This window comes from Rhizobium sp. JAB6, from assembly GCF_003024605.1.
Taxonomy (GTDB): Bacteria; Pseudomonadota; Alphaproteobacteria; order Rhizobiales; family Rhizobiaceae; genus Rhizobium.
Genome location: NZ_PYJQ01000001.1, coordinates 583,753 through 609,600, shown reverse-complemented (window position 1 = coordinate 609,600; position 25,848 = coordinate 583,753). Strand labels below are relative to the sequence as shown.

Below are 25,848 nucleotides of genomic sequence, written 5' to 3'. Positions count from 1 at the left end.
CCTGCGGGTGCTTATTCCCGGCAGAACGTGGCCGCGTTTGGCGTCCATTTTCCATAACCGGTAGCGACCAGATTGGCGATCACGCGGCAGACATAGACCTTCTGGGCGGGGTCGTTGTTCGGTCCGGCATGGTATCTTGCTACCGCCATCGTCCAGGTCTCGTGCCTGTCATGCAGATTGCGGAGAAACTTTGCGGCATATTCGACATTGCTGCGCGGATCGAACATGGCGGCGACGGAGGCAAAGTTTTCACCATGAAAATACTGATTGATCTGCATGCACCCGACGTCGATGAGCTTTGCCCCGCTCTGCCGGGCTGCGGCAAATATCTGCAGGGCGGCGCCCTCCGATGGCGGGAAGATCGGCCGCCCCTCGACATTGAGAGCATAGGGGTAAAGCGATCCCTTGCGCCCGGTCTCCGTCAGGCCGACTGAATAAAGGATTCCTTCCGGTATCCCGTATTTCGCGGCGGCAGACTGGATTTCGCGTTCGCAAAGTCCTGCGGCACCATTGTCCGGCGGCGCCGGATTGCCCGATGCGTGCGCCTCAGAGGTAAACCGCACCAGAGCGAGAACGCTGCAGGCCACCACCAGCACCATCCTCAACGCTGCGCTCACCCGAACTGCGATTGCCTTCGTTTGCATTTGCCTGCTGCCCTGAATAGTTCTGGCCCCTGGAGCGCGCGTCGCCCCCCTGCCCCTGGTTCAACAGGGACTGCTGCTGTGGCTGGTTCGATCCGGAATTGCGGCCGCCATCCGACTGCTGTTCGGCATTGGACGTGAGGGTGACGGTGATATTGTCGACCTGATAGCCTTGCGCGCGCAGCGCATCGACCATCCGGCTCTGATCGGCATGCAGCTGCCTGTAGGCTTCGCCCGTCTGAACCTTCAGATCGACGCTCAATTGATCTCCTGAAAGCCGCATGGTTGCCGTAACCTCACCGAGATTGTCCGGACGCAGCTGGATCTTCAGCGTGTTGACGACCTTGCCGGTGCTCGTCAGGTTCGCGGCGTTGTAAAGCGCCGATCCAGGCTGCATCGCGGCCGACCATTCGCGGTCGCCGGCCAGGCTTCCAGCGACCAACGCCGCGTTGGAATTGGCGGCAAGGCCGAGATAGCGGCGCGAATCCAGCACGGTGACTGCCACCGCATCGCCACCTGCAGCAGCGCCGACTTTGACATCGGCAACATCCTCGCCGCCCTTGCTGATCGACAGATCGAGCGCGCCGCCACGGCCGTCCGCCCGGCTCAGGCGGAATGTTTGCACGGCATTTGCTCCCTTGCCATCATCCGGCAACGTCAAGGCCGTGTCCGAGGCATCATTCGCAAGTACCGCCTTGCCTGATGGCAATGCCTGGACCTTGGCATCGTCTGCCGTCTTGCCTGCCTGTGCTGTGCTAACCTGCGTGGCGACGATCGGCTGCGCAACGTTCAACAGCGACAAGGCATCGGAAATCGTATTGATCGGCTGGCTGCCTTGCGTCGATGCAGGCTTACCGTCATCCGCGACCTGGGCATCCTTTCCATCCTTTGCGACGGAGGTCTTGCCGTCGCTCTTGACCGGTGCCGTCTGCCCCCCCGTAGGTGCGACGTCGGCCAATTGCTGCGCGATCTCGGCAAGCTGATCGAGTGCGGCAGACTGCACCGGCGCTTTGCTCGTATCGGCCGCCACGGGCATCGCCGGGTCTGGGGCTGCCGCAGGCTGTTCGGATCCGGCGGATGTTGCGCTGGCCTCACCCGCGGCAGAGACTGCATTCTGCAGCTCGATCAGCGATTTCGAGAGCGAAGCGGGGCCTGCGGCCTGCGCAGCTTTCGCGCTCTTGGCCAGGGCGGGGAGATTGGGGAGGTTGGCTCCGGAAGTATCGATCATCCCAATTCCGGCCTTGGTATTGTCATCGAGGGAGAGAGCTGCCGCAGAGGAATTCCCCGCGACGGTCTTTGCCGCGCCCGTATCCTTGTCGATATCGACGGTCGGGTCCGCATTGGCCGAGGTATCGGCACCGGCATTGGAGCTTGAAGATTTGCCACCATTGCCGAGCGAGCTCGTCAGCGCATCGATAAAACTCGTGCTGTCATCCTGCTTCGTCGAGCGGCTGCCTTGGGCAACAGCACGAATATCCGCCCCCGATGAGGCGCCGGACACACCGATGTCGTTCATATCAATGACTTTCCTGCTTCAACAGGCCGTCGATGGCTTCCAGCTTCGAGCGGCTCGTCGTGACGAATGCGTTGAACGAAGAGTCGGCCTCCTGCCGCCCTCCCTCCGGGGCGGGAGCCGCGTTTGCCGGGGCCCCCTGCTCAACACCCGCCGTGCCGGGAGATTGGCCTCCCGCTTGATTCGTCACAGCAGCATCGTGTTCAGTCTTGCGTTGGTTGGGCAGGTTAGGAACGCTGCCTTGCCCGAGGCTTGCAGCATCGGGTGTCCGTAATATCTCCGCCGCCACCGCCTTTGCGGCGTCGCGCAAAGCGCGGTCGCGCGCATTCAGCTCGCCCGCCGGCATCTGGTTCACATCGTTGATCGCCGCCTTCAATTCTGGCGTGGATATGCCCGCCACGCCGCCATAGAAGTTCGCCAGCGCGCCAAAGGCATCGCCGCCGTCATTGGAGATCGCCTGGGCGCGGTCGGCCGCCAGCGCGGCGAGATCGGCCTTGCCCGCGATCGCGGCCCGGCGCGCCATGCGCAAATAGATTTCCCGCTGTCTCGGCGGATCCATGAAGGACAGGATATCGACGATATCCTGCTGCTTGACGTCGGAATCGTGATCCACCACCAGCTGCACGGAAAGATCGGCAAACTGGCTGGCATAGGGCGAATGCAGAAAGCGCCGCGTGTAGCGCCTTGCATAATCGAGCCCCTGCGGCACCATGCCCGCATCGGCGCACAGCGCCAGCGAGCGGCGCAATGCCGATTCCTCGACGATCGTGCCGGGTGCCATCAAACGCGCCCAGTCGTAGAGCTGCAAGGCCGCCTTGGCATTCTTGCCCGACATGACATTACCTGCAACCAGCGAGAGGTAGGGGCCGATCGGCTTGCCGCGATACTCCTTGGCGATGTCGGCAAGCGTGTTGACCACGAGCAGACCCTTGCCGTTCAGATATTTCCTCAGGACATCCGCAACGCGATTGTCGAAATTGCCGTTGACGTCGCGCGACATCAGATATTCGAGCGTTTCGGGGTTGCCGCCGCTCATGGCATAGATCAGTGCCGCATCGACGTTGCGGTTGTCCTCGAAGACGGATTTGTCGGCGCTGCGCAGGCGCTCGTCTATAGTTCCGAGCAGGAACCGCTGCATTTCCGCGGCAGAACTGTCGCCCGCGACAACGGAATCCTGCACGAATTCGAGCGAGCGCAGCATCTTGTAGAGCGGCAGGCCGTCCTGTCCCTCGGCGCCTGCAACCCCCGGCATCAACATGCCGAGGGTAAGCGTGAGCGCAAGGCGATGACGATGCTGTTTGCGCGCCATGAACTATCCTTGCTTGCCTTGACCGGACTTGCCCTTGCCTGAAGCCGGCTTGACGGGGGCTTGCGTGCCCGAAGCCGCCGGGTCCGTCGCCGCCTGAGCGGACGGGCTCGCGATCAGGATCTCGATACGGCGGTTCGCGTCGTTGAAGGGATCGTTGGGCAGCTTCAGACGCCGGTCCGCGAAGCCGGAGACCTGAACGACCCGTTTCTCATCCAGCCCGCCGCTGGTCAGCATGTAATAGGCGCTCTGGGCGCGATCGAGCGACAGGCGCCAATTGTCGTTGCGCCCGCCGACCAGATAAGGCCGCCCGTCGGTGTGGCCGCGGATCAGGATCGATCCATTGCGTTCCGCGAGAAGCTTGCCGATCTTCTCCATCGCCAGCACCATCTCCCGCCGGGGGACCGCCGAACCGATATTGAACATCGGATCGTTGGTCTGGTCGGAAATCGTGACCAGTACACCGCCTTCGGCCGCTGTCACCTGCAGTCCTTCGGCCAGCTGTCCGGCAACGCCCTTGATCTCGGCCTGAATTGCCTGCTGAAGATCCTTGGCCTCCTGCTGCTGCGCCTTTGTCGGCTGAACATCCTTATTCTCCGGCAAAGCGGCGTTGTCTTCAGGCGGGGATGCGTCGTTCTGCATGGTGGCTTTGGCAACCTGCTGAGCCTGCGCCTGCTTCTCCTGCGCTTTGCCGGGCGCCTGCTGCGGGCTCACCGTCGGCTGCTGTTCGGGCGTTTGCGGCTGATCGGCCGGCTGGCCCGTATCGGCGGCCGTTGCCTTCGACAGAGCGATGACTTCACCCCTGGGGGATTGATCCGACTTGGCGGACTGTTCCTCGTTTGCCTTTTTCGACGCGCTGGAAACCTGAACCTGCTTCGTCCAGAAATCCGGATCGAACGGATCGCGATAAGCCTGGCCGCCATCCGCCCCCGTCGCCGGACCCGATTGCGCGGCACCGCCCTCGCCCTTGGCGCTGACATTGGCCTGCTGACCGACTTCCTGTGCGATCTCCGCCAGGACGGAATAGGGATTTTCGAAGAAATCGGCTTCGGAATAATTCGTCTGGTCGCCGGATGTCGAGGTCAGATCCTCGCCGGTCTTGGCCGATTTGCCGTCATTCGGTTTTTCCTGCGGCTTGTCGGACTTCTGCTGATTCTTTTCGCCCTGGGCCTGGTCGACCGGCTTCTTGAGGCCTTTTTCCGTCGGCTTTTCGTCCGCAAGCTTGATGGGATTGAAATAAGAGGCGACCGAGGCCTTCGTCTCCTCATTGGCGGCGTTCACCAGCCACATGACAAGGAAGAAGGCCATCATCGCGGTCATGAAGTCGGCATAGGCGATCTTCCACGCGCCGCCATGGCCGCCTTCGTGATCGCCGCCGCGGCGCTTGACGATGATGATCTCGTGCTTGCCGTGATTTTGATCGCCGTCGCTCATTTCAGGATCTCTTTCAGACTGGCGGCCCAGGCGGACATACGGGTCACGAGAACGCTCTCGCCGATGGTGACGGTGAGATCGACATCCTCTGCCTCGACATGGCGCAACAGCGCGCCATCATCGCCGAGGCGGCTATGGAGAACCTCGAATAGATGGCGCGGACCGCTGACCGAGATCGGCCCGACGCTGCCGTCGAGGATCGAAGTTTTGACCAGCTCGGCAAGATCGCCGACCGCCCTGGTCGTCAGCGTCTCGGTCATGATCGGCGCAAGGATGGCGGCGGCTTCCGTGCTGATCGCCTGCCCGAGCATCGCCGCAATGCGGTTCATATCCGCCGCGATCTTCTCCGCCGCCTGCTCTTCGTAATGCACCCGCAGCGCATCCGTTTCGGCGCGGAACGACTCGGCCATGGCATCGAGTTCGGCCTGATGCTTCTGCGTCAATTCCTGTGTCGCCGCCTCATGCCCTTCGGCATAGGCTGCACGACGCTCGGCCTCCACATCGACGGGCGGCTCGCCGGGAATTTCGGCAAACTCCATCGGCTCCGCAAAGACCATATCCTCGACATGCGGTGGAGGAACCTGTTCGGCGCCGAAATCCTTGAGATATCGGGACAGCGTCAAGCTCACGCGCGCATCTCCCCATTTGCGTCGCAGAGACGCTGCAAGTCGATGCTGGCAGCCGGCCGATCCATTCCCATTCTCAAAACGTCGATCATCACGCTTCCGATTTCCGTCCTCAGGCAGCTTCCGGGACCGATGTCACCGGCACTTTTTGCAGCCAAGCCACTGCAAAGGACCGTAGGCAGTCAAACTTGTGCGAGGATGAATGCGATGCGGCATGGCCGATCCGAGTGCCGCCCGACGGTCATTTCGATTGAAGGATGATCAGAACCTTGCTCGCCATGCTATTGGCGATCGACAATGCCTGGACACCCATCTGCTGCGCCGTCTGCAGGGCGCTCTGCCGCGCCGAGGCCTCTTCCATGTTGGTGTCGACCAGGTCGCCGACACTGCTCTTGATAGCGTCGCCCAGCTTGGAAATATAATCCGACTGGTCGCTGATGTTGGACGACATCAGACCCAGGGTCGAATCGGCTGATGTGGCCGATTTCAGCAGCGAATTGGTGACATTGATCATGTCCGTCAATTCGTCGTCCGTCGTGCTGCTGGAGATCGCGATCTCCGTTCCACCTGATGGTGTCGAACCGCCGCTGGCGGCAAGGAGGTAGTAGTTGCGGGCCGTCCCGCCGCTGGTTCCCGGAGCGCCGAGCGTGCTTGCGTCGACATTCTTCGTCAGCAAGCCCCGCTGCGGTTGGGCGGTATCGATCATCAGGGTTTGGGAACTGTCGTAATCGATCGTCGTAAAGTTAATCTCGCCGCCTGTGCCCCGCGTGAAGTTGCTGATCACCGATTGCTGCGTAGTGGCTTGCTGATCGGTGTTGTAAAGCCAGTTCTCGCCGGAGAAGGATGCCGATTGGGTAACGGATTGCAGCTGGTCCTTGAGCTGCTGAATATCGGCATTGATCGCATTCTTGTTTGTGCCCGATTCCTTTGCGGAAACCAGTTTGGACTGGATCTGGGTCAGCAGGCTGACGACCGTATCCATGGCGGTGGATGCGGTATCGACCTTCGAGGCGCCGAGACCAAGCGCATCCGTGATCGTGGAAAGGCTGCTCCGGTCCGAGCGCATGGTGGTCGCCATCGACCAATAGGTGGGATCGTCGCTCGCCGTCTGAATGCGGTAACCGGACGAAACCTGCTGCTGTACGACATCGAGATCTTTGTTGATACCGCGCAACACGGTCAGCGCCGCCGACGTGGTAGGATTCGTCGTCACATTGCTCATCTGAAAATCCGTAATTCCATTGGAACTGGCAAGCCGGACCGATCCGGCAGCAACGATTGGCCTCATGCCCACCAGCGGGAAAGATCCCAGCACGGCCCGTCGCTAAAGCGCAGTCCGGCAACCGCTTGGAAGGAGAACGAAAGCCGGACCTGCGCATAGACTGCAAATCAATTAGCGGCAACGTTAACAAAAGCTTATACGCGACGACAAGAGGGAAATGCCGCCGCGCGATCTCAACGCAAGCTCCAGTCAAGGCTCACTTGAAGAGAGCGAGAACATTCTGCGCGCTCGAATTGGCAATCTGCAGCGATTGGATTGCCAGTTGCTGCTGGGTCTGCAGCGCGGACAGCTTGCTCGACTCCTCTTCCATGTTCGCATCGACGAGCTTGCCGACACCGGAATCGATCGTATCATGCAACGTGGAAACGAAGCTCGTCTGCAGATCGATGCGGGTCGTGAGGGAGCCGAGCTGCGAAGCCGTGCTGTTCATGGCATTGAGGGCACCCTGCACGAGGTTCATCGCCTTGCCGATATCGCCGCTGGTCATGTTGGTGATATCGAGGCTGAAAACGGAATAGGGGGTTCCGCTGATGGTCTGCTTGCTGCCGAGAATGCCCGAATTCGTATCGATCGCCCCGTTGCTCGCCGCGCCGAACAGGACGTTACCCTGCGAGCTGGTATCGAAGGCGTAGCTGGTGCTGTTGACGGAAACCGTACCGTTATTATTGCGCACGAAGGAGGAAACGACGGAAGCCGACGCGCCATTCGCCGCATACATCCAGTTTTGTCCGGAGAAGGATGCTGACTGCGCAATGCTTTCCAGCTGCTGCTGAAGCTGGGTGACTTCCTCCTGGATATCAGCCTTCGAAACGCTGCTTTCAGTTGCGGCGACGAGCTTGTCCTTGATCTGCTGGACGACCGTGATGGCATTGTCCATTGCGGCATAGGCCGTATCGACCTTGGCCGCGCCCAGGCCCAATGCGTCCGAAACGGCGGAAAGCGCGCCATTGTCGGAACGCATGGTTGTTGCGATCGACCAATAAGCGGCATTGTCGGCTGCCTTCGCAACCTTGTAGCCCGAGGAAACGCGGCTCTGGGTATCCTGCAGATTCGAGTTGATGCCGCGCAGGGTCTGAAGAGCGGACATCGCCGCGTCGTTGGTGAGGATGCTGGTCATCGAAAAGTGCCCCTTATGGCTGACTTTGGAAGGGACATTCCGGTCTGCGGCCGGGAACGGCAATCAGCCTCATGCTTGTTAACCGCCTCTTAGGAGAGGTTAACCAACCGTTGCGTTAGCCGCAACTGACAGCAATAGAGTTAATAAAAGGTTAATGCCGCCCGCAAAAGTTAACGGAAGCGGCTGTTCTATCTCTCTTGGAACAGGAAAGGGGCTGACCCGTCCAGCATGTGTCGGCATGTCATTGTCGATCCGCCTGGCCGCCTGGGCAGGGCAGCAAGCCGCACGTCAGCCTCGCGCCACCTTCGGCGTCGTAGATAGGCATTATCCGCCTCGTGCCGGGCAACGAGGGCGGCATTTTATTGGTAACGTTCCGGCGACGGTGCCAGCAGCGACGGCCACACGCGAGGTTCATATGTTCAGTTTGCAAGAGGCCGGAGGAGCGGCGGTCGATCGTCACGAGCGAACAAGTCTCGACCCCGACGACTGGCAGGCCCTGCGTAATCAAGGCCATCGCATGCTCGATGACATGTTCGATCATCTCCAGGCGCTCGCAACGAAGCCGGTCTGGCAGCCCGCCCCCTCCTCCGTTCGTGCCGAATTCGATATGCCGCTGCCCGTCGAAGGCAGCGATCTGGCTGACGTCCACGCCATTTTTCGGGACAACATCCTCCCCTACGGCAGCGGCAACATTCACCCGGGTTTCATGGGCTGGGTCCAGGGCGGCAGCACCGTTACCGGCATGCTCGCCGAAATGCTCGCCGGCGGGCTGAATGCCAATCTCGGCGGCCGCGATCATATGCCGATCGAGGTCGAGCGCCAGATCATCCGCTGGACGCGCGAGATCTTCTCCTTTCCGGAAACGGCAGGCGGCATATTCCTGACGGGTGCATCGCAGGCCAATTTCGTCGCAGTGCAGATCGCCAGATGCCGCAAGCTCGGCCGCGACGTTCGTGCAACCGGCCTGTCCGATGAAACCCGGCTCGTCGCGTACGCCTCGAGCGAAGTGCATGGCTGCATCCCTCGCGCCTTCGAAATGGCGGGCATCGGCAGCAACCAGCTCCGGCGCGTTGCCGTCAACGAATTCGGCCAGATCGATGTCGATGCGCTGGAACGGGCGATCCTTCGCGACAGGCAGGAAGGCCTCGTGCCGTTCCTCGTCATTGGCAGTGCGGGAACGGTCAATACCGGCGCCGTCGACGATCTCGCCGGTTTGCGGCACATCGCCCACAGCTACGATCTCCATTTTCACATCGACGGCGCGCTGGGCGCCCTCGGTGTCCTCAGTCCCGGCCTTGCGCATCTGTTCGCGGGGATCGACAGCTGCGATTCGCTCGCCTTCGATTTCCACAAATGGGGCCAAGTGCCTTACGATGCCGGCTTCCTCCTCGTGCGGGACAGCGAGTGGCAGCGGCAAACCTTTGCATCGGATGCCGCCTATCTCAGCCGGGCAGCCACCGGACTTGCAGGCGGAGACTGGTGGCCCTGCGACTACGGCCCGGATCTGTCGCGCGGCTTCAGGGCGCTGAAGACCTGGTTCACGCTGAAAACCTATGGCGTCAAAGCATTGGGGGAGGCAATGAGCGCCAACTGCAGGCTGGCCCGCCGGCTGGCAGAGCGCATCGAACAGGAATCTGCCCTGAAACTGCTTGCGCCGGTCGCGCTCAACATCGTCTGCTTCGCCTATGTCGGCATGGACGGGTCGATACCTGCGTCCATCAACGCGCATATCGTCGAGCGGCTGCATGCCGAAGGCCGCGTCGCTCCATCCCTGACACATCTGAACGGGCAGCCGGCAATCCGCGCCGCGATCGTAAACCATCGCACGCGAGAGGCGGATATCGACCAGCTCGTTCTTAGCGTTTTGACAATCGGTTCTCGACAGGATCTCCCCCAATGCTGATGACCAAAGCTCCCATCATCGATCCGGCTTCGTCCGGCCCATCGAAAGCACCGCGAATTTTCGGCATGCAGAAGATCGTGTCGCTCGTCTATGTCGGCGGCGATGTGACGCCGTTATGGAACGGGCTCATGCAACGCGTAACCGCCGATCCGAACGATGCCGCCGCGCTTATGGACTTGGCGATCATCCTGCAAACGCTTGGCCGCACCGAGGAAGCTCGCCAAATCCTGAAGAATGCCGTGCAACTCAGCCGCAACTTCTGTGTGGTCCACGGCAGCGGAGCCGGGCCGCGGCTGCTGGCCTTCGTTACCGAGGGCGATTTCATGGCCAATACGCCGCTGGACTTCCTGCTTGCGGACAGCGATTGCGTGCTGTTGCTGCACTATGTCGATCTGCGAACCACCGCGCTCACCGATCTGCCGGATCATGACACCGCCTTCATGGCGATCGGAGAGTCGACGGAAAACGGCCCCCTGCTTGCCCATATGCATGGGCTGCTTGCCGGGTACGACGGTCCGGTGATGAACCGCAACCCGAAGCTGATCGCCGGTCTGACGCGCGACGGGGTGAGCGCAATGCTGGCAAGCGAACCGTCGCTCCTCTCGCCCACGACCCATCGCATCCCGCGCGGCGATCTTTCTGCCGTCGCAGCCGGCGCCCGGCAGCTGAGAGACAGCGCCAAAGGCCTGGCATTTCCGCTGGTGGTGCGCCCGATCAGTACGCATGCGGGCAACGGAATGGAGCGCATAGCCGACCCCGCCGAACTGTCAGCCTTTCTGGCCACCCAGCCGGCATCCGAGCTCTATGTGGCGCCCTTCGTCGATTTCCGCGGAGCCGACGGCTATTATAACAAGCAGCGCGTGGTCTTCATCGATGGCAAGGCTTTCGCCAGCCACATGGCGCTCTCTGACCACTGGATCGTGCATTATCTGAGCGCCGGCATGGACCGGAACGCAGCAAAACGCGCCGTCGAGCAAGCCTGGATGGAGGATTTCGATCGAGATTTCGCCATCCGCCATGCAGAGAGCTTTGCAGCGCTCTGCCGGCATATCGACCTCGACTATTTCGGCATCGATTGCGCAGAACTTCCCGACGGCCGCCTGCTGGTCTTCGAGGTGGACGTGGCAATGGTGGTCCACAACATGGATGATCCCATCGTCTACCCTTACAAGCAGGTTGCCATGCGCAAGCTCTTCGATGGCTTCATCGATGCAGTCAGGCGACGGGCGAGCCGTGCATTTTAGAGCAATTCCAAGCAAAGGGCACAGCGGTTTTCCCTTCCAGGCGTGCGGCGGAAAGACGGCGACGGGGCGAAACGAAAACCGCGCCCTCCAAGGAAGGCGCGGCAAGGTCTTTTCCCATGTGGCGAGCCAACGCTTGAGCGTTGGCACTTCCTATTAACGGAAGAGCGACAGGATCTGCTGGCTCGAGGAGTTGGCGATCGAGAGCGACTGGACGGCCAGCTGCTGCTGCGTCTGCAGAGCGGACAGCTTGCTCGATTCCTGTTCCATGTTGGCGTCAACCAGCTTGCCCACGCCCGACTGAATCGAGTCGGAGAGCGAGGAAGCAAAGCTCGTCTGCAGGTCGATGCGCGACGAAATCGAGCCGAGCTTCGAACCCATGCTGGTCATGGAATTCAGAGCGGTCTGAACCATGTTCAGCGCGCTGGAGATTTCGCCGGAGGTCATCTTGCTGATGTCCAGGCTGAAGACGGAGTACTGATTGGAGCCGATCGTCTGCTTCGTGCCGAGAATACCCGAATCCGTCTGGATCGTGCCGTTGGCGCTCGCGCCGAACAGAACGTTGCCGGTTGCGCCGGTATCGAACTTGTAGGCGGTCGTGCTGATCGAAACGGTGCCGTTGGTGCCGCGGATGAAGGAGGAAACGACGGCAGCCGAGCCGTTGTTCTGAGCCACGACCCAGTTTTCGCCGTTGAACGAAGCCGACTGGGCAACGCTCTGCAGCTGCTGCTGCAGCTGACCGATTTCTTCCTGAACCGACTTCTTGTCGACCGAGGCTTCCATGGCGGTTGCAAGCTTGTTCTTGATCTGGCCGACGATGTCGATCGCGCTGGTGACGGCAGTGGTCGCCGTATCGACCTTAGCGGCGCCGAGGCCGAGAGCGTCGGAAACTGCGCCGATGGCGCCGTTGTCGGACTTCATGCTGGTGGCGATCGACCAGTAGGCGGCGTTGTCGGAAGCCTTGGAGATACGCAGGCCGGAAGAAACGGCGCCCTGTGTTTCCTGCAGGTTCGCACCGATAGAGCGCAACGTCTGGAGGGCGGCCATTGCGGCGTTATTGGTAAGAATGCTCGTCATGATATTTTGCCCCTTTTGGCAGTGGTTGAATAAGGGACATTCCGGACCTAAAACCGGTAACGGCATTCAGCATCATGCCTGTTAACCAAATTCGTTAAGGTTAACTCGCCGCTTCGATGGTCCTAAGAAACAGCAATATAGTTAAGAAAAGCTGAACCGCGTTTGCGTGAAAAATATAAAAAAAACCGCGCCTTAGGTAGGCGCGGTTAACTTGTTGTTTAGGATTTACGATCAACGCGCGGCGTTGATGCTTCCTATTAGCGGAAGAGCGACAGGATCTGCTGGTTCGAGGAATTGGCGATCGAGAGCGACTGAATGGCCAACTGCTGCTGCGTCTGCAGAGCGGACAGCTTGCTCGATTCCTGTTCCATGTTGGCGTCAACCAGCTTGCCCACGCCCGACTGAATCGAGTCGGAGAGCGAGGAAGCAAAGCTCGTCTGCAGGTCGATGCGCGACGAAATCGAGCCGAGCTTCGAACCCATGCTGGTCATGGAATTCAGAGCGGTCTGAACCATGTTCAGCGCGCTGGAGATTTCGCCGGAGGTCATCTTGCTGATGTCCAGGCTGAAGACGGAGTACTGATTGGAGCCGATCGTCTGCTTCGTGCCGAGAATACCCGCATCCGTCTTGATCGTGCCGTTGGCATTCGCGCCGAACAGAACGTTGCCGGTTGCGCCGGTATCAAACTTGTAGGCGGTCGTGCTGACCGAAACGGTGCCGTTGGTGCCGCGGATGAAGGAGGAAACGACGGCAGCCGAGCCGTTGTTCTGAGCCATGACCCAGTTTTCGCCGTTGAACGAAGCCGACTGGGCAACGCTCTGCAGCTGCTGCTGCAGCTGGCCGATTTCTTCCTGAACCGACTTCTTGTCAACCGAACCTTCCATGGCGGTTGCAAGCTTGTCCTTGATCTGGCCGACGATGTCGATCGAGCTGGTGACAGCCGTCGATGCGGTATCGACCTTAGCGGCGCCGAGGCCGAGAGCGTCGGAAACTGCGCCGATGGCGCCGTTGTCGGACTTCATGCTGGTGGCGATCGACCAGTAGGCGGCGTTGTCGGAAGCCTTGGAGATGCGCAGGCCCGAAGAAACGGCAGCCTGGGTGTCCTGCAGGTTGCTGCTGATGCCGCGCAGCGTCTGGAGAGCGGCCATTGCGGAATTGTTGGTAATAATGCTGGTCATAGAAGTGTCCCCTGGAAACTGGATACTAAAGGAGGACATACCGGACTGGAGATACCGGCGATGACGGAGCAGCTTCATGCCCCTCGATCCATTTTCCTAGAGGACCAAACCCGTCATGTCGCAAGGAAAGTCGCATTCATTGCTTGCCAATTTCTTAAATTCGATCCGCCGGTAAGCGGCTCTCCGGAACGTAGCTAAAAATGCGTAAAGGCATTTTCGGCCGCTGCTTCGGTTTCAGGCAAGCTACGTGCGCGATGATCAGGCGGAATCCATGATTCCGGCACTCCGCCCCAGGCGAGAGCCAGTTCAACATTCCGCTTGGAGTTCTCGCTCGTGAATACGAAAAATGCCTTTTCGACAGCGTCCGGTTTCTATCAGAAGGGACAATATACGCGCGCGCTCGAGACGCTGAACGACTTGCTTAACGTCGACAAGTCAGCCAAGACCTATGCGCTGCTGGCCAAGACATTGCTCAAGCTCGGCTTCAAGGCGGATGCGGCAAGTGCCTACGAGCTGGCCGGACGGCAACCGCCCCGCCGCGACGACTATCTTCGCGAGGCACTGTTGCTTCACAGCGAATGCGGCAATGACGATCAGGCGCTCGCGATTGGCAGCTTGATCCTGCCCGTGGCTTTCAAGGATCCGGACGTTGCCTTCGCCCTCGCCTGCATTTTCCTGAGCCGCCAACAAAAGGAACTTCTTTCCGGCTTCAAGTCCGTGCTGGTCGAAGGGCCCGAATTACGGCACCGGTTGCTGGCCGCAAAGCTGTTGACCGATGATCTCTATGATGAAGGCAATCGCCATATCGTCGCGACGCTATTCAAAAATCATGCCGACCACGCCGTCTTCCGTATCCTCTATCTGATCTTTGCCCGAGAGGCATCCGACTTTGCGGCCGTCGAAAAGCATATGGCTCCGATCAAGGAAGCGTTGGCCCAGGGCAACCTCGAATACGTCGTCCCAGACAACCCCTTCTTCCACCTCCATTGGTGCGGCGACGAGGCAATCAACAAGCAAGCGATGTACGATACGGTACCCCTGCCTGCCGGCCATGCCGAGAGCCGGCGCAAACGCCCGCACACATGGGGCGGCAAAATCCGGATCGGCTATCTCTCTGCCGACTTCTGGCCGGAACATGCAACGATGAAGCTGATGCAACGCGTGCTGGAACTGCACGACCGCGATCGGTTCGAGATTTTCCTCTTTGACCATTCCGATCTCGCTTCCCAAAACGCCCAGCCGTTCGACCACCAGAAATGGGGAACAACCGTCGATATTCGCAGCCTCTCCAACGAGGCCGCGGCAGAGGCGATCCGCGCGCACCGGATCGATATTCTCGTCGATCTCAAGGGTCATACCAAGGGAAGCCGTGCCCACATCCTCAATTACATGCCGGCTCCGATCCAGGTCGCCTGGCTGGGCTTTCCCGGCACGACCGTCAACATCGACCTCGATTACATCATCGGCGATCATTACGTGCTGCCGGACGACTCGAAGGTGCATTTCTACGAAAAATATTGCCGCCTGCCTGAGTGCTACCAGCCGAACGATCCGCTCAACCGCCCGAAGCCGCGGCCGACCACGCGCGCGCAGCATGGGCTGCCCGAGGACGCGTTCGTTTTCGCGTCCTTCAACGGCAATCGCAAGATCACGCCGCAGATGATCGACGTCTGGTGCAATATCCTCAAGCGCAGCAAGAACAGCGTGCTCTGGCTGCTGTGCAGCAGTCCTCGAGCGGAGGCCAATATCCTGTCGCGCCTAGAGGCCCGCGGCATCAACCGCAAGCGTATCGTCTTCACCACGCGTATTGGCTACGAGGATCACATCGACCGTCAGCAGCTGGCCGATCTCGGCCTCGATACCTTTCCGGTCAACGGCCATACGACGACTTCGGAGCAGCTGTGGGGCGGCCTTCCTGTCCTCACGGTGAAGGGCACCAACTTCGCCTCACGCGTCAGCGAAAGCCTGCTGAATGCGATCGGCCTGCCCGAACTGGTGGCCGCAGATATACAGGCCTACGAGGACTTGGCGGTGCAGTTCGCCGAGCAACCGGAGCGTATCGCTGAGTTCAAGCAAATTCTCGCCGCCAATCGCTCCATCAAGCCGCTCTTTGATGCGGAACGTTTCACGCACCACCTGGAGACGGCTTTCGAAATGATGGCTGCACGAGCCAGGCAGGGACTGGCACCCGATCACATCGACGTGCCGGCCCTGCCGGCGCGCTCGGAACCGTTCATGCAAGATGACCGGAACCCGGCTGCGATCGCGGCCGAGTAAACCTCTCCGATCATCGGAGCGGCGGCTCCGATGATCGCCGTGCGCTTTTCATATCAGTGGAAAGAGCGGACCAGGCTGCCGACCAAAAGGTTCCAGCCGTCGATCAGCACGAAAAAGAGAATCTTGAACGGCAGAGAGATCGAAGTCGGCGGCAGCATCATCATGCCCATCGCCATGACGATGGTCGACACGATCAGGTCGATGACGAGAAACGGCAGTACCACCAGGAAGCCGATTTCGAAGCCACGGCGGATCTCCGAGATCATGAAGGCCGGGATCAGGACGCGGTAATCGATCTTGTTGTCGACGACCGTCGACTGGCCGCGTTCCTTCGCCAGATCGACGAAAAGCTTCAGATCCTTGTCGCGCGTGTTATTGGACATGAAGGTGCGGAAAGGCTCGGCAATGCGCTGCACCGCGTCGGCTTCCGAAATCTGGTTGGCTAGCAGCGGCTGCACGCCGTCCTTCCAGGCCTGATCGAAGGTCGGCGACATGACATAGAAGGTCATGAAAAGCGCAAGGCTCAATAGGATCATGTTCGACGGCGTCGTTGCAAGGCCCATGCCGGTGCGCAGGATCGAAAATGCGATGATGAAGCGCGGAAAGCTTGTCACCATGATCAGGATACCCGGCGCGATCGACAGGATCGTCAGGAGCCCGAAGGTACGGATGATCCAGGCGGCAACCGAGCCGTTGACCGGCGCGTTCAGAAGATCGGTGGGAAGCTGCTGCGACAATTGCTGCGCCGCCGCCAGTTCAGGCGATAAGACAGCAATAACGAATATAAATAGGGCGAGTGCTGGTCGACTCATTCGATCACGAAAGTTCTGAACATAACTTTCGATACTCGTCCTTCCGAGCGCAGGTCAACACGCTCCTGAATGTCATCCCGAAGATATTGCAGGCCACGGGCGCCTTCGATCTGCTGCAGGGAGACCGTGCGGATATAGGCGAGGATGTCCTGGTGGATCGCCTGGGCAAGCTGGGTGTCCGGCGGCCCCTTGAAAACGAGCGCAAGCTCCAGCCTGATCCAGTTCTGCGAGGGATAAGCGAGGTTGACGGTGATCGGATCCAGCGCGACGATGCCGTTTGCCTGCGCGGCGGCGGCAGCCTGCTTGCTATCGCCGCCGGCCTTTACGGTCGCCTGCACCGCGGCGGTGGCCTGCTTGATCCGCGGCGCCACCATGGTCCCCAGTACCCAGCCCCCGCCGCCGCCGAGCGCGGTCAGCACCAGCAGCCCGGCGACCATCATGATCAGCGGCGATCCCTTGCCCTTTGCCGATTCGTCTGCGACTGCTGCCATATCCCTATCCGTTCGCTGTCAAATCAGAGCGGCGAGAGCAGGTCGACCGCCTGCTGCCCTCTCGGCGGCTGCTGTACTTCCGTCAGGCGGCCGCGGCCGCCATAGGAGATGCGGGCCTCGGCAATCTTGTCGTAGGAAATGGTGTTGTCGGAGGTCACGTCCTGCGGCCGCACGATGCCGGCGACGTTGAGAATGCGGATTTCCTGATTCATGCGCACTTCCTGCGAGCCGCTGATCATCAGGTTGCCGTTTTCGAGAATGCCCGTCACGACGGCAGCGACCAGAAGGTTGATCTGTTCGGAGCGCTGCATCTTGCCCTTGCCGTCCGTGCTCGTATCGGAGCCCGACGTCGCATTCGCATTCGTGCTTGGCTGCCAGCCGAAGATCTTGGCGGTGATGTTCCAGCCCATATCGCTCTTGTTCACGCGGCTTCGGTTGGTCTCATTGTCCCAGTTCGCCTTGTCGTCGATCTTGATCGTGACGGTCAGGATGTCGCCGACATTGAGCGCGCGGGAATCCTTGAACAAGGCGGCTTGCGAATCGTTCCAGAGCGAATAGCCCTGCGCGACCTGGTGAGGCCGCTTCGGATATTGAGACATCTGCGGCGTCTGCGCATATTGCAGGCCGCTGCCGATCGGACTCATGGCAGGCGCCCTGCCGATTTCTCTGAGAGCCTGCGACTGGCAACCGGCGAGAATGACGACGATTGCGCAGGCGGCCGTAAGACGCGTGTTCATGAGGGGTCCTTCGACTTCGATGTATTCGGGTCGGATGCGCTGGCGATGATATTGGTGATGACCGCCGCCTTCTTCGCATCCATTTCCGCGAGAATGAGGCTCGACTGGCGCGCCGAAAGCTTCATGATGATGGCGGCGGCAACCACGGTTTTCACGTCGTTGAGGCTGGCGGCCGCCGCGTCCGGCTTCATGTTCTTGTAGATATCGACCAGGCCGACATCCGCCGTCTTCAGGAAGTCATCGCGCTTTTTCAGCCAGTCCTCGTATTCGGCCTTGCGCTGATCCATGGTGGCGATGCGCTGATCGACATCGGCCTGAAGTTTTTCCAGCTCCTGCTTCTGCAGCAGATAGCGCTGGTCGCGGGCCGGATCGGCAATATTGGTGCAGAACTGGCGGATCTCATCCTGGCTGGACGCCGGATCGGCGGCGGCCGGCTTCGGCGCCTCCTGCGCCGGAGCCGCACCGAGCGACCAGAGCAGAGCTCCCGTTGCAAGGCTGCAGGCGATCAGCGTATTTCTAGCAGTCGCGTTCGAGATCATTGCAGCACGAGCTCCGCTTGCAGGGCGCCGGCCGACTTGATGCCCTGCAGGATGGCGATGATGCCGTCCGGCTTGACGCCGATATTGTTGAGGCCGGAGACCAGCGTCTTCAGGTCAGGCCCTTCCAGCACCGCCACACGGCCGCCGCTCTTGGTGGCGGTGATATCCGTCTGGTCCTGGATCGCCGTCTGGCCGTCGGAGAAGGGCTCGGGCTGGATCACCTGCGGGTTCTCGCTCACCTGCACGGTCAGCGTTCCGTAGCTGACGGCGACCGGCGATACGCGCACGTCGGCGCCGATGACGATCGTACCCGTACGCTCGTTGATGACAACCTTGGCCGGCGTATCGGTCTGGACATTGAGATTTTCGATATCGGCCATCAGCCGCGTCAGGTCGGCCATTTTCGGCTTGGCGATGGTCACCTCCTGCGAATCCTTGGCTTCTGCGATCGGCGCCCCAAACCGCGAGGTCGCCCAGGTATTGACCGTGTCCGAGATGCGGATCGAGGTGGAGAAGTCCGGATTGCGCAGCTGCAGGACCAGATTGACGGAATCCTTGAAACGCGACGGCAGCTCACGCTCGATGATGGCGCCGCCCGGCACGCGGCCAGCCGTGGTGACACCCTCGGTCACCGAGGCGGCAGCACCCTGCGCCTGAAAGCCGGATACGATGACGGAGCCCTGCGCCACGGCATAGATCTGCCCATCGGCGCCGCTCAGCGAGGTCATGATCAGCGTGCCGCCGCGCAGCGACGTCGCATCGCCGAGCGAACTGACCGTCACGTCGATGCGGCTGCCGGGGCTTGCAAAGGGTGGCAGGTTCGCCGTCACCATGACGGCTGCAGTGTTCTTCGCGGCGGATTGGCCGCCCTGCGTCGAGATGCCGAGGTTCTGCAGCATCGCGCGCATGGACTGCTCGGTGAAAGGCGAGGAACGCAGGCCGTCGCCGGTTCCCTGAAGACCGACGATCAGGCCGTAGCCGATCAGCTGGTTGTCGCGGCCGGATTGCAGCGACGCGATATCCTTGATGCGTGATTGCATCGCCAGAGCCGGATCGGCGGCGATCAGGCTCGGCAATGCGAACAGGATTGCAAGTAATTGACGAAGCCGTTTCATTTCGCGACCACGCGTATCGTGCCGTTTTGAAGGACCGTGCCGTTGACGATGATGCCGGAATCCATGTTGCGGGCGCGGACATTGTCGCCGACGGCGCCGTCATCCAGCGGCGTGCCCGCGGCGGTAATCGTCATGCTGCCCATGCTCATCACCAGACGGACATTGGAGCCGCGCGTTACCGCATAGGGCTGGCGCAGGGCGGAGATGGAAATGGTGCGGCCGGGAAGCAGCGTGCGCTTCGATACGAGGCCGGTCACCTCGCGGAGCCGCTTGGCATAATCGCCGCTGAGATTGGGGTTGGTGACTTCCACCTCTTCGAGCTGGCCGCTGCTGATGATATCGCCCGGATAGATCGTTTCGGTCGGCACCACGGCGGTTCCGAGACTTCCGCCATCGGTGCTCTGCGCGCCGGCGGGCGCAGCCGACGCGAATACGACGGAGAGGCTCGCCGCGGCGAACCATGCCATTGCCAAGCTTTTCATCCGGCGAAACCTCATGTTCGGCCCGTCCCTCTCGTTACTTCAGATTCTTGCTGACGATCTGCGCCATTTCGTCGGCCGTGGTGATGACCTTCGAATTCATCTCATAGGCGCGCTGCGCGGTGATCAGATCGGTAATTTCCTTAACCGGATCGACGTTCGACGATTCGAGATAGAATTGCTTCATATAGCCGAAGCCGTTCTGGTTCGGATCGGAGACGACCGGATCGCCGGAGGCGGGCGTCTGCGTGAAGAGGTTACTGCCCATCGGCTGCAGACCGGCCTCGTTGACGAAGTTGGCAATCTGCAGCTGGCCGAGTACCGTCGGCGTCGTCGCCGTGCCGATGATTGCGGAAACCTGGCCGGACTGGCTGACGGTGAGGCTGGTGGCATTGTTCGGAATGGTGATACCCGGCGCCAATACGTTGCCATCGGGAGTTACGATCTGGCCGGTATCGCTTCTGTTGAAGGAGCCGGCGCGGGTGTAGGCGATCGTGCGGTCGGGCATCTGAATCTGAAACCAGCCGCGACCGACAAGCGCGATATCGAGATCGTTCTGCGTCTGCGAGAGTTGGCCCTGGACCTGAATGTTACGCACCGCCACGGTCTGCACGCCGAGACCGATATTGGCGCCTTCCGGCACCACCGCCTGGTTCGGCCTGTTGGCAATGCCCTTGGCACGTTCCGTTTGATAGAGAAGGTCGGAAAACTCGGCGCGCGAGCGCTTGTAACCCGTCGTGTTGATGTTCGCGATGTTGTTCGCGATCACTTCAAGATTGGTCTGCTGGGCGTCCATGCCCGTCGCGGCAATTGCGAGCGCTCTCATGCTTTTGTCCTTCGAGCCAGGGCGGAATCTTCGAAACCGCGAAGCGGCCTGCGAACAACTCACGCCAAATCAAACAATTAGAGCGGGAAGCCCCGCACTAGATCTGCATCTTGGTAATGTCGAGGAATGCCGAGACCACCTTGTCGCGCAGGGCGATCGCCGTCTGCAGGGTCTGGTCGGCCTGCATGACCTTGTCGACCACTTCGCGGGTGCTCATCGTGCCCTTGATGCCGGCAAAGGAAGCCTTTTCAGCATCCTTCAGCGAATTGATGGAATCCTTTGCGACATTCGACATGACCGACGCGAAGCTCATTCCGGCATTCGCCCCCATGGCAGCGGCCGGCGAAGCATTCAACGCGCTGGAAGCGGCGGAGGTCATATCGGTAGCGATGCTGCCAAGGCCGCGGGTCGCCGAGAGGGAGGCTACATTCTTAATCGAGTCGATCATTGGTTCTTCAGCAGATCAATAGTGGAGGAGATGAGATCACGGGCCTGTCTGACCGTCTGCAGATTGGCCTCGTACGAACGGTTGGCCTCCCGCATGTCGGCCATCTCGACCAGAATGTTGACGTTGGGCATCTTGACGTATCCCTTCTGGTCGGCGGCAGGATTGCTGGGATCGTATTCCTCGACGAACTTGCCCGTGTCCTCGCCGAGCTTCTTGACGCCGACCGTGGTCAGGCCATTGGCACGATCCATCTCGGCACCGAACGTCACGGTCTTGCGCCGATAAGGATCGGCGCCCGGCGTGTCGCCCGTCGAGCGGGCATTGGCGATATTTTCGGAGACGATACGCAGACGAGTCGATTGAGCCTCCAGGCCGGAGCCTGCAATCTTCAATGCGGCTGATAAGGGGTCCATGACATCTTCACTTCATCTATTGTTTTACGGCCATCAACATCATGCGATGAAAGGAGCCTACGAGAGCGGTGTTCAAGCTGTACTGCCGCTTGATGTCACCGGCCTTGGCGAGCTCGTCCTCCAGGCCGACGGTGTTACCCGACTCCTGGACGCCAATTTCCTGGTTGAGCGGCGCCTCTTCGACGTTGATGTTGCCGCTCGTGCTGAATTCGTTGCCCGAAAGATGCGCGGGATTGGTCCGGACCATGTTGACGTTCTGGTTGTCCAGAACGGCCTGGAACGGCGTGACATCCTTGGCGTGGTACTTCGGGGTATTGGCATTGGCGATATTGCCGGCAACAACCTGCTGACGCACCTGGAGCCACTCCGCTTGCCGTGAGGCCAGATCAAAGAGCTGAATGGGTTGCATGGGCTTCTCTCCGTTCTTACACTATGAATCTAGCGGGATAATCTTGCGTGGGACTTGCGGGAAATGCGTTCCTGCGGGGTTGTCGAAGTGCCTGAAATCCAGACGATTCCGTATCTGCCTCAGTTGCTGCCATAGACATCGCCCGTCGAGGTGACGATGACCCATTTTCCCTCCCTTTGCTCAATCGAAGCCAGCCGGCTGCTGTCGGGCAGAACCGAGCCGACCCGCACGACATACATGCCGGTGTCGTCCTCGATCAGCGCGCGGCCGTTTGCGACATGCAGCAGCTGGAAGGCAGACTTGCCGGGAAACGGCTGCTGATCGGCCGGCGGCCCCTTGTCATCCTCGCGACCGGCATTGCTGACCGTCGCCGTCGTCAGCGGATCGGGAATGAGATCCTTCGATTGCGAGGGATTCTTGTTGACCATGGCAAGCGGCGATACGCTGACGATCGCGCGGCCAGGCCAATTCGGCAGATCGCGGGTGCGATCGCCTTCGGCCACGTGGATGCCGAACTTGTCCGGGTTCAAAAAGACATACCAGGGGAAGAAGGCAGAGGCACCGGCCAGCACCAGCCCGGTAAAGGCGAGAGCCCTGTCCACAACGGTTCGCCTTCTCGCCGATTTCGGCGGGGCGACCGGTTCGTCTGCGTCGGATTCTCTCACTTGCGGCCTCTTTTTCAGCATGACATTCGGCAATGTTCGACGGGCTTGCGGACTTGAAAAAACGAGATAGTACTGCGGACGGCCATCATTTGGCTCTCGCGGGGACCCCGCCGGAAGCATTCCTGAGGGCCGTCGCGAGATCGGTGAAAGCATCCGCCGACGGCTCTTCGCCGGGTGTCTGCTTCAGTATGTCGTAGATGATGGGCACCTGGCGCACGGCAATATCGAGATCGGCGTCGGCGCCCTGGCGATAACCGCCGATCAGGCGCAGGTCGCGCGTTTCCTCATAGCGGTGCACCAATGCCTTCAGCCGCGAAACCAGCTTTTCCTGGTCCGAGGTCCAGGCCTTGCGCGCCAGACGCGAGACGGATGCGAGCGGATCGATCGGCGGATAGCGACCTTCTTCGGCAAGGCTGCGCTGCAGGACGATGTGACCGTCGAGAATGCCGCGGGTGGAATCGGCGATCGGGTCGTTGTGATTGTCGCCGTCGACCAGGATCGAGATGATGGCGGTGATGGTGCCGGTCCCTTCCGGTCCGGGACCGGCCCGTTCGAGAAGGCGCGGCAGTTCAGTAAAGACGGATGCCGGATATCCGCGTGCGATCGGCGGCTCGCCGGAGGCCGTCGCCACTTCGCGGATGGCGTGGGCGAAACGGGTGACGCTGTCGACGATCAGGAGAACGTTATCGCCCCTGTCGCGGAAATGTTCGGCAATCGTTATGGCCGATAGCGGCGCCATCTTGCGCAGCATCGGGCTCTCGTCGCTGGTCGCAACGACGGCGACCGATTTCTGCATGTGGGAACCCAGCGTATCCTCGATGAATTCGCGCACTTCGCGGCCGCGTTCGCCGACGAGCGCGATCACCACCTTGTCGAAGGCGTCTGCCCTCGCCAACATCGACAGCAGCGTCGATTTGCCGACGCCGGAGCCGGCGAAGATGCCGAGGCGCTGGCCAAGGCAGAGCGGCGAAAAGATATCGATCGCGCGGACGCCGGTTTTGAAGCCGGTTTCGACGCGCTTGCGCATCATCGACGGCGGCGCCGTATTGGAGATCGAGCGCGCTTCCAGTCCCGATGTCAGGGGACCAAGGCCATCGATCGGCTCGCCGAGCGAATTGATCGTGCGGCCGCACCAGCTGTCATCGGGCGCGATACGGAAAGCGCCCTTGCGGATGATGGTGTCCTGGATGCCGATCGGCTCGCCCGGCTCGATCGGACAGACGTAGGTGAGTTCCGGCTCGACGCGCACGACTTCGCCGAGATGGACGCCCGTCGGCGACCGGTGCGCGACGAAATCGCCGAGGCGGACCTGTCTGGAAAGACCGGCAACCGTATAGTGCCCAGCGGCGATGGTGCGCACATGACCGCCATGGGCCACGGCATTCTCCGCCTGCGCATATTGGCTCGCCAGGACGGCCATATGCGAAAGTTTCGGCGACACCGCGCCCTCCGGTAACCGATCCTCGACCATGACAAGCCCTCTTTACTGGCTGCCGCCGAGGGTCTTGATGGCGTCGGTGAGCGTGCCTTCGCTGCTGCTGGTGAGCGTGCTGATATTGTCGAAGGCCCGGCTGACCTCAATGAGGTTGGTCATTTCCCGCATGCCATTCACGTTGGAGTTTTCGAGGTAACCTTGCGCGATACCGATATTCGAGCGGTCGATCACCGGCTGCGGCGTATCGGTCGGCAGGATGCCGCTGTTTTCGTAGCGCAGAAAGCCCTTGCTGACATCGGCGCTGTAGAGGCCGATCTGGCCCATGCTCCGGCCGTTCTGCATGATCGTACCGTTCGACGCAACGCTCGGCGGACCGCCGGCGGGGTCGAGCTGGATCGGCGCGCCGCCCGGATCGAGGACCGGGAAACCGCGCGTGGAAACCAGCGCGCCGCTTTCGGTCATGGTGAAGCGGCCGTCGCGCGTCAGCACCAGGCCGGCCGGCGTATTCATGCCGAAATAGGCGTCACCCTTGACGGCGAAATCGAAGAGATTGCCGGTATTCTGGAGTTCGCCATTATCGGTGGAGAGATAGTCGTTGCCCTGAGAAACGAAGGCGACCTTGGCATTGAGCTTGTTTTGCGTATTGCTGAGGACCTGATCGAACTTGACTTCGGTACCCCGGAAGCCTGTCGTGTTCACATTGGCCAAATTGTCGGCGATCGTCGTCAGACGCCGCTCGAGCGCCATCTGGGATGACAGCGCGACATAAATACCAGACTGCATTTTCAACGCCCTCCGGACATTGGAGAATAACGGGAAAGGAAACGCCGCCGGCGCTCCTACATTTCGTTAGCGGGGCGTGGATGCCCTTACCCACCATCCTGAAGGGCTTGGCTTGTGCGAAGCTGACAAGGCAAAAAGGACATGCGCGGGGCCATCGAACAGCCTCACGCAAGGCAGGCCCCCTAGTTCATCACATGAAGCAACGTTCAGGTGTGGACCGACGATGAATATTATTATCGGATTTGTAGTGACCTGCGGCTGCATCATAGGCAGCTTCATGGCCATGGGCGGAGATGTAGGCGCGCTGTTCCAGCCCTTCGAATTCGTCATTATCGCAGGCGCCGGTCTCGGCGGCTTCATCATGGCCAATCCGATGAAGGTGGTGAAGGATTCCGGAAAGGCGCTCGCCGAGGCCTTCCGCCATGCCGTTCCCAAGGAGCGCGACTATCTCGACACGCTCGGCGTGCTCTATGCCCTGATGCGCGATCTGCGCACCAAGTCGCGCAACGAGATCGAAGCCCATATCGACAATCCCGATGAATCCGCGATCTTCAAGGCTGCTCCGACGGTATTGAAGAACAAGGATCTGACGGCTTTCATCTGCGACTATGTCCGCCTCATCATCATCGGCAATGCCCGCTCGCACGAGATCGAGGCACTGATGGACGAAGAACTCGAAACGATGCAGCACGACAAGATGAAGCCCTATCATTCGATCACGATCATGGGCGATTCCTTCCCGGCGATCGGTATCGTGGCGGCGGTTCTCGGCGTCATCAAGGCCATGAGCCACATCAACGAATCACCCGAAGTGCTCGGCCATCTCATCGGTTCGGCGCTGGTCGGCACCTTCCTCGGCATCATCCTGTCCTATTCCGTCTGCGCGCCGCTGGTTTCCCAGATCAAGGTCGTGCGCAACAAGCAGCATCGCCTCTACGTCATCGTGAAGCAGACGCTGCTTGCCTATATGAACGGATCGGTGCCTCAGGTCGCTCTCGAATACGGCCGTAAGACCATCTCTTCCTACGAGCGTCCATCGATCGATGCCGTCGAGCAGGAAATGATGAACCCCGGCGGTGAGACCAAGGCGGCCTGACAATC

26 protein-coding genes are annotated in these 25,848 nt (G+C 60.6%); 4 read left to right on the top strand and 22 right to left on the bottom strand.

Features of this window, described 5'->3' with window-relative positions:
- Nucleotides 1-11: 11 nt before the first annotated feature.
- From C7U61_RS03000 to C7U61_RS02970, 7 genes are all read right to left on the bottom strand, one after another.
- The gene (locus tag C7U61_RS03000; RefSeq protein WP_106996628.1) at nucleotides 12-599 is read right to left on the bottom strand and encodes a transglycosylase SLT domain-containing protein; all 588 of its coding nucleotides are present in this window, start codon (nucleotides 597-599) and stop codon (nucleotides 12-14) included.
- Nucleotides 547-2,157 (bottom strand): flagellar hook-length control protein FliK, encoded by a 1,611-nt coding sequence (locus C7U61_RS02995; RefSeq protein ID WP_106996627.1) that lies wholly within the window; start codon nucleotides 2,155-2,157, stop codon nucleotides 547-549. Before C7U61_RS02995 ends, C7U61_RS03000 begins: the two co-directional genes overlap by 53 nt.
- Before the next feature lies 1 nt (nucleotide 2,158).
- Nucleotides 2,159-3,463 carry a chemotaxis protein MotC gene (gene motC, locus C7U61_RS02990; protein WP_106996626.1) on the bottom strand — a complete coding sequence of 435 codons (1,305 nt, stop codon included), beginning with the start codon at nucleotides 3,461-3,463 and terminating at the stop codon, nucleotides 2,159-2,161.
- A 3-nt stretch (nucleotides 3,464-3,466) separates the two neighbouring features.
- Nucleotides 3,467-4,894, bottom strand: coding sequence for a MotB family protein (locus C7U61_RS02985; RefSeq protein WP_106996625.1), 1,428 nt, complete (start codon nucleotides 4,892-4,894; stop codon nucleotides 3,467-3,469).
- Complete coding sequence (locus tag C7U61_RS02980; RefSeq protein ID WP_106996624.1) at nucleotides 4,891-5,523, bottom strand: hypothetical protein; 633 nt, start codon at nucleotides 5,521-5,523, stop codon at nucleotides 4,891-4,893. The genes C7U61_RS02985 and C7U61_RS02980 overlap by 4 nt, the downstream gene beginning before the upstream one ends.
- 238 nt (nucleotides 5,524-5,761) lie before the next feature.
- A complete protein-coding gene (locus C7U61_RS02975; RefSeq protein WP_106996623.1) occupies nucleotides 5,762-6,742 on the bottom strand; it encodes a flagellin in 981 nt (326 codons plus the stop codon).
- 256 nt (nucleotides 6,743-6,998) lie between these two features.
- Nucleotides 6,999-7,919 (bottom strand): flagellin, encoded by a 921-nt coding sequence (locus C7U61_RS02970; RefSeq protein ID WP_106996622.1) that lies wholly within the window; start codon nucleotides 7,917-7,919, stop codon nucleotides 6,999-7,001.
- A gap of 415 nt (nucleotides 7,920-8,334) precedes the next feature.
- Between C7U61_RS02970 and C7U61_RS02965 the strand changes: the two genes are divergently transcribed.
- Complete coding sequence (locus tag C7U61_RS02965; protein ID WP_106996621.1) at nucleotides 8,335-9,822, top strand: pyridoxal-dependent decarboxylase; 1,488 nt, start codon at nucleotides 8,335-8,337, stop codon at nucleotides 9,820-9,822.
- Nucleotides 9,816-11,066, top strand: coding sequence for a glutathione synthase (locus C7U61_RS02960; protein ID WP_106996620.1), 1,251 nt, complete (start codon nucleotides 9,816-9,818; stop codon nucleotides 11,064-11,066). Before C7U61_RS02965 ends, C7U61_RS02960 begins: the two co-directional genes overlap by 7 nt.
- 153 nt (nucleotides 11,067-11,219) lie before the next feature.
- On the opposite strand, the gene C7U61_RS02955 is transcribed toward C7U61_RS02960, so the two are convergent.
- Entirely contained in the window at nucleotides 11,220-12,140 is a 921-nt protein-coding gene (locus tag C7U61_RS02955) for a flagellin (RefSeq protein ID WP_106996619.1), read from the bottom strand.
- Between the two features lie 257 nt (nucleotides 12,141-12,397).
- Entirely contained in the window at nucleotides 12,398-13,318 is a 921-nt protein-coding gene (locus tag C7U61_RS02950) for a flagellin (protein ID WP_106996618.1), read from the bottom strand.
- Between the two features lie 333 nt (nucleotides 13,319-13,651).
- Here C7U61_RS02950 and C7U61_RS02945 point away from each other — a divergent pair, with 333 nt between their 5' ends.
- Nucleotides 13,652-15,595 carry a glycosyl transferase gene (locus C7U61_RS02945; RefSeq protein ID WP_106996921.1) on the top strand — a complete coding sequence of 648 codons (1,944 nt, stop codon included), beginning with the start codon at nucleotides 13,652-13,654 and terminating at the stop codon, nucleotides 15,593-15,595.
- 53 nt (nucleotides 15,596-15,648) lie between these two features.
- Here the strand turns inward: C7U61_RS02945 and fliP are convergent, their stop codons facing one another.
- From fliP to flgF, 13 genes are all read right to left on the bottom strand, one after another.
- On the bottom strand, nucleotides 15,649-16,407 hold the full coding sequence (fliP, locus tag C7U61_RS02940) for a flagellar type III secretion system pore protein FliP (RefSeq protein ID WP_162703244.1): 759 nt from the start codon (nucleotides 16,405-16,407) through the stop codon (nucleotides 15,649-15,651).
- Nucleotides 16,404-16,898, bottom strand: coding sequence for a flagellar basal body-associated FliL family protein (locus C7U61_RS02935; protein ID WP_106996617.1), 495 nt, complete (start codon nucleotides 16,896-16,898; stop codon nucleotides 16,404-16,406). Before C7U61_RS02935 ends, fliP begins: the two co-directional genes overlap by 4 nt.
- Before the next feature lie 23 nt (nucleotides 16,899-16,921).
- The gene (flgH, locus tag C7U61_RS02930; protein WP_106996616.1) at nucleotides 16,922-17,635 is read right to left on the bottom strand and encodes a flagellar basal body L-ring protein FlgH; all 714 of its coding nucleotides are present in this window, start codon (nucleotides 17,633-17,635) and stop codon (nucleotides 16,922-16,924) included.
- On the bottom strand, nucleotides 17,632-18,174 hold the full coding sequence (locus C7U61_RS02925; protein ID WP_106996615.1) for a MotE family protein: 543 nt from the start codon (nucleotides 18,172-18,174) through the stop codon (nucleotides 17,632-17,634). Before C7U61_RS02925 ends, flgH begins: the two co-directional genes overlap by 4 nt.
- Nucleotides 18,171-19,289 (bottom strand): flagellar basal body P-ring protein FlgI, encoded by a 1,119-nt coding sequence (locus C7U61_RS02920; protein WP_106996614.1) that lies wholly within the window; start codon nucleotides 19,287-19,289, stop codon nucleotides 18,171-18,173. The genes C7U61_RS02925 and C7U61_RS02920 overlap by 4 nt, the downstream gene beginning before the upstream one ends.
- Nucleotides 19,286-19,786 (bottom strand): flagellar basal body P-ring formation chaperone FlgA, encoded by a 501-nt coding sequence (flgA, locus tag C7U61_RS02915; protein ID WP_106996613.1) that lies wholly within the window; start codon nucleotides 19,784-19,786, stop codon nucleotides 19,286-19,288. The genes C7U61_RS02920 and flgA overlap by 4 nt, the downstream gene beginning before the upstream one ends.
- A gap of 19 nt (nucleotides 19,787-19,805) precedes the next feature.
- Nucleotides 19,806-20,594, bottom strand: coding sequence for a flagellar basal-body rod protein FlgG (flgG, locus tag C7U61_RS02910; RefSeq protein WP_106996612.1), 789 nt, complete (start codon nucleotides 20,592-20,594; stop codon nucleotides 19,806-19,808).
- Nucleotides 20,595-20,691: 97 nt separating this feature from the next.
- Nucleotides 20,692-21,042 (bottom strand): flagellar hook-basal body complex protein FliE, encoded by a 351-nt coding sequence (locus tag C7U61_RS02905; protein WP_106996611.1) that lies wholly within the window; start codon nucleotides 21,040-21,042, stop codon nucleotides 20,692-20,694.
- Nucleotides 21,039-21,455, bottom strand: a complete 417-nt coding sequence (flgC, locus tag C7U61_RS02900) for a flagellar basal body rod protein FlgC (protein WP_106996610.1) — start codon at nucleotides 21,453-21,455, stop codon at nucleotides 21,039-21,041. Before flgC ends, C7U61_RS02905 begins: the two co-directional genes overlap by 4 nt.
- Before the next feature lie 16 nt (nucleotides 21,456-21,471).
- Complete coding sequence (flgB, locus tag C7U61_RS02895; protein ID WP_106996609.1) at nucleotides 21,472-21,864, bottom strand: flagellar basal body rod protein FlgB; 393 nt, start codon at nucleotides 21,862-21,864, stop codon at nucleotides 21,472-21,474.
- 119 nt (nucleotides 21,865-21,983) lie between these two features.
- Nucleotides 21,984-22,529, bottom strand: coding sequence for a flagellar protein (locus C7U61_RS02890; protein WP_106996919.1), 546 nt, complete (start codon nucleotides 22,527-22,529; stop codon nucleotides 21,984-21,986).
- A gap of 85 nt (nucleotides 22,530-22,614) precedes the next feature.
- The gene (gene fliI, locus C7U61_RS02885; RefSeq protein WP_106996608.1) at nucleotides 22,615-24,000 is read right to left on the bottom strand and encodes a flagellar protein export ATPase FliI; all 1,386 of its coding nucleotides are present in this window, start codon (nucleotides 23,998-24,000) and stop codon (nucleotides 22,615-22,617) included.
- A gap of 12 nt (nucleotides 24,001-24,012) precedes the next feature.
- Nucleotides 24,013-24,747, bottom strand: a complete 735-nt coding sequence (gene flgF, locus C7U61_RS02880) for a flagellar basal-body rod protein FlgF (RefSeq protein ID WP_106996607.1) — start codon at nucleotides 24,745-24,747, stop codon at nucleotides 24,013-24,015.
- Between the two features lie 223 nt (nucleotides 24,748-24,970).
- Here flgF and motA point away from each other — a divergent pair, with 223 nt between their 5' ends.
- Nucleotides 24,971-25,843: a flagellar motor stator protein MotA gene (motA, locus tag C7U61_RS02875; RefSeq protein ID WP_106996606.1), complete on the top strand. Its 873-nt coding sequence runs from the start codon at nucleotides 24,971-24,973 to the stop codon at nucleotides 25,841-25,843.
- Nucleotides 25,844-25,848 lie beyond the last annotated feature (5 nt).

Coding starts and splice junctions, on each gene's coding strand:
- C7U61_RS03000 (WP_106996628.1), bottom strand. CDS start 599: ATGGTGCTGGTGGTGGCCTGCAGCGTTCTCGCTCTGGTGCGGTTTACC.
- flgA (WP_106996613.1), bottom strand. CDS start 19,786: ATGAGGTTTCGCCGGATGAAAAGCTTGGCAATGGCATGGTTCGCCGCG.
- flgB (WP_106996609.1), bottom strand. CDS start 21,864: ATGCAACCCATTCAGCTCTTTGATCTGGCCTCACGGCAAGCGGAGTGG.
- flgC (WP_106996610.1), bottom strand. CDS start 21,455: ATGGACCCCTTATCAGCCGCATTGAAGATTGCAGGCTCCGGCCTGGAG.
- fliI (WP_106996608.1), bottom strand. CDS start 24,000: ATGGTCGAGGATCGGTTACCGGAGGGCGCGGTGTCGCCGAAACTTTCG.
- C7U61_RS02935 (WP_106996617.1), bottom strand. CDS start 16,898: ATGGCAGCAGTCGCAGACGAATCGGCAAAGGGCAAGGGATCGCCGCTG.
- C7U61_RS02975 (WP_106996623.1), bottom strand. CDS start 6,742: ATGAGCAATGTGACGACGAATCCTACCACGTCGGCGGCGCTGACCGTG.
- C7U61_RS02985 (WP_106996625.1), bottom strand. CDS start 4,894: ATGAGCGACGGCGATCAAAATCACGGCAAGCACGAGATCATCATCGTC.
- C7U61_RS02955 (WP_106996619.1), bottom strand. CDS start 12,140: ATGACGAGCATTCTTACCAATAACGCCGCAATGGCCGCCCTCCAGACG.
- flgG (WP_106996612.1), bottom strand. CDS start 20,594: ATGAGAGCGCTCGCAATTGCCGCGACGGGCATGGACGCCCAGCAGACC.
- flgF (WP_106996607.1), bottom strand. CDS start 24,747: ATGCAGTCTGGTATTTATGTCGCGCTGTCATCCCAGATGGCGCTCGAG.
- C7U61_RS02970 (WP_106996622.1), bottom strand. CDS start 7,919: ATGACCAGCATCCTCACCAACGACGCGGCGATGTCCGCTCTTCAGACC.
- motC (WP_106996626.1), bottom strand. CDS start 3,463: ATGGCGCGCAAACAGCATCGTCATCGCCTTGCGCTCACGCTTACCCTC.
- C7U61_RS02995 (WP_106996627.1), bottom strand. CDS start 2,157: ATGAACGACATCGGTGTGTCCGGCGCCTCATCGGGGGCGGATATTCGT.
- motA (WP_106996606.1), top strand. CDS start 24,971: ATGAATATTATTATCGGATTTGTAGTGACCTGCGGCTGCATCATAGGC.
- C7U61_RS02950 (WP_106996618.1), bottom strand. CDS start 13,318: ATGACCAGCATTATTACCAACAATTCCGCAATGGCCGCTCTCCAGACG.
- C7U61_RS02960 (WP_106996620.1), top strand. CDS start 9,816: ATGCTGATGACCAAAGCTCCCATCATCGATCCGGCTTCGTCCGGCCCA.
- C7U61_RS02905 (WP_106996611.1), bottom strand. CDS start 21,042: ATGATCGACTCGATTAAGAATGTAGCCTCCCTCTCGGCGACCCGCGGC.
- C7U61_RS02965 (WP_106996621.1), top strand. CDS start 8,335: ATGTTCAGTTTGCAAGAGGCCGGAGGAGCGGCGGTCGATCGTCACGAG.
- C7U61_RS02925 (WP_106996615.1), bottom strand. CDS start 18,174: ATGATCTCGAACGCGACTGCTAGAAATACGCTGATCGCCTGCAGCCTT.
- flgH (WP_106996616.1), bottom strand. CDS start 17,635: ATGAACACGCGTCTTACGGCCGCCTGCGCAATCGTCGTCATTCTCGCC.
- C7U61_RS02920 (WP_106996614.1), bottom strand. CDS start 19,289: ATGAAACGGCTTCGTCAATTACTTGCAATCCTGTTCGCATTGCCGAGC.
- fliP (WP_162703244.1), bottom strand. CDS start 16,407: ATGAGTCGACCAGCACTCGCCCTATTTATATTCGTTATTGCTGTCTTA.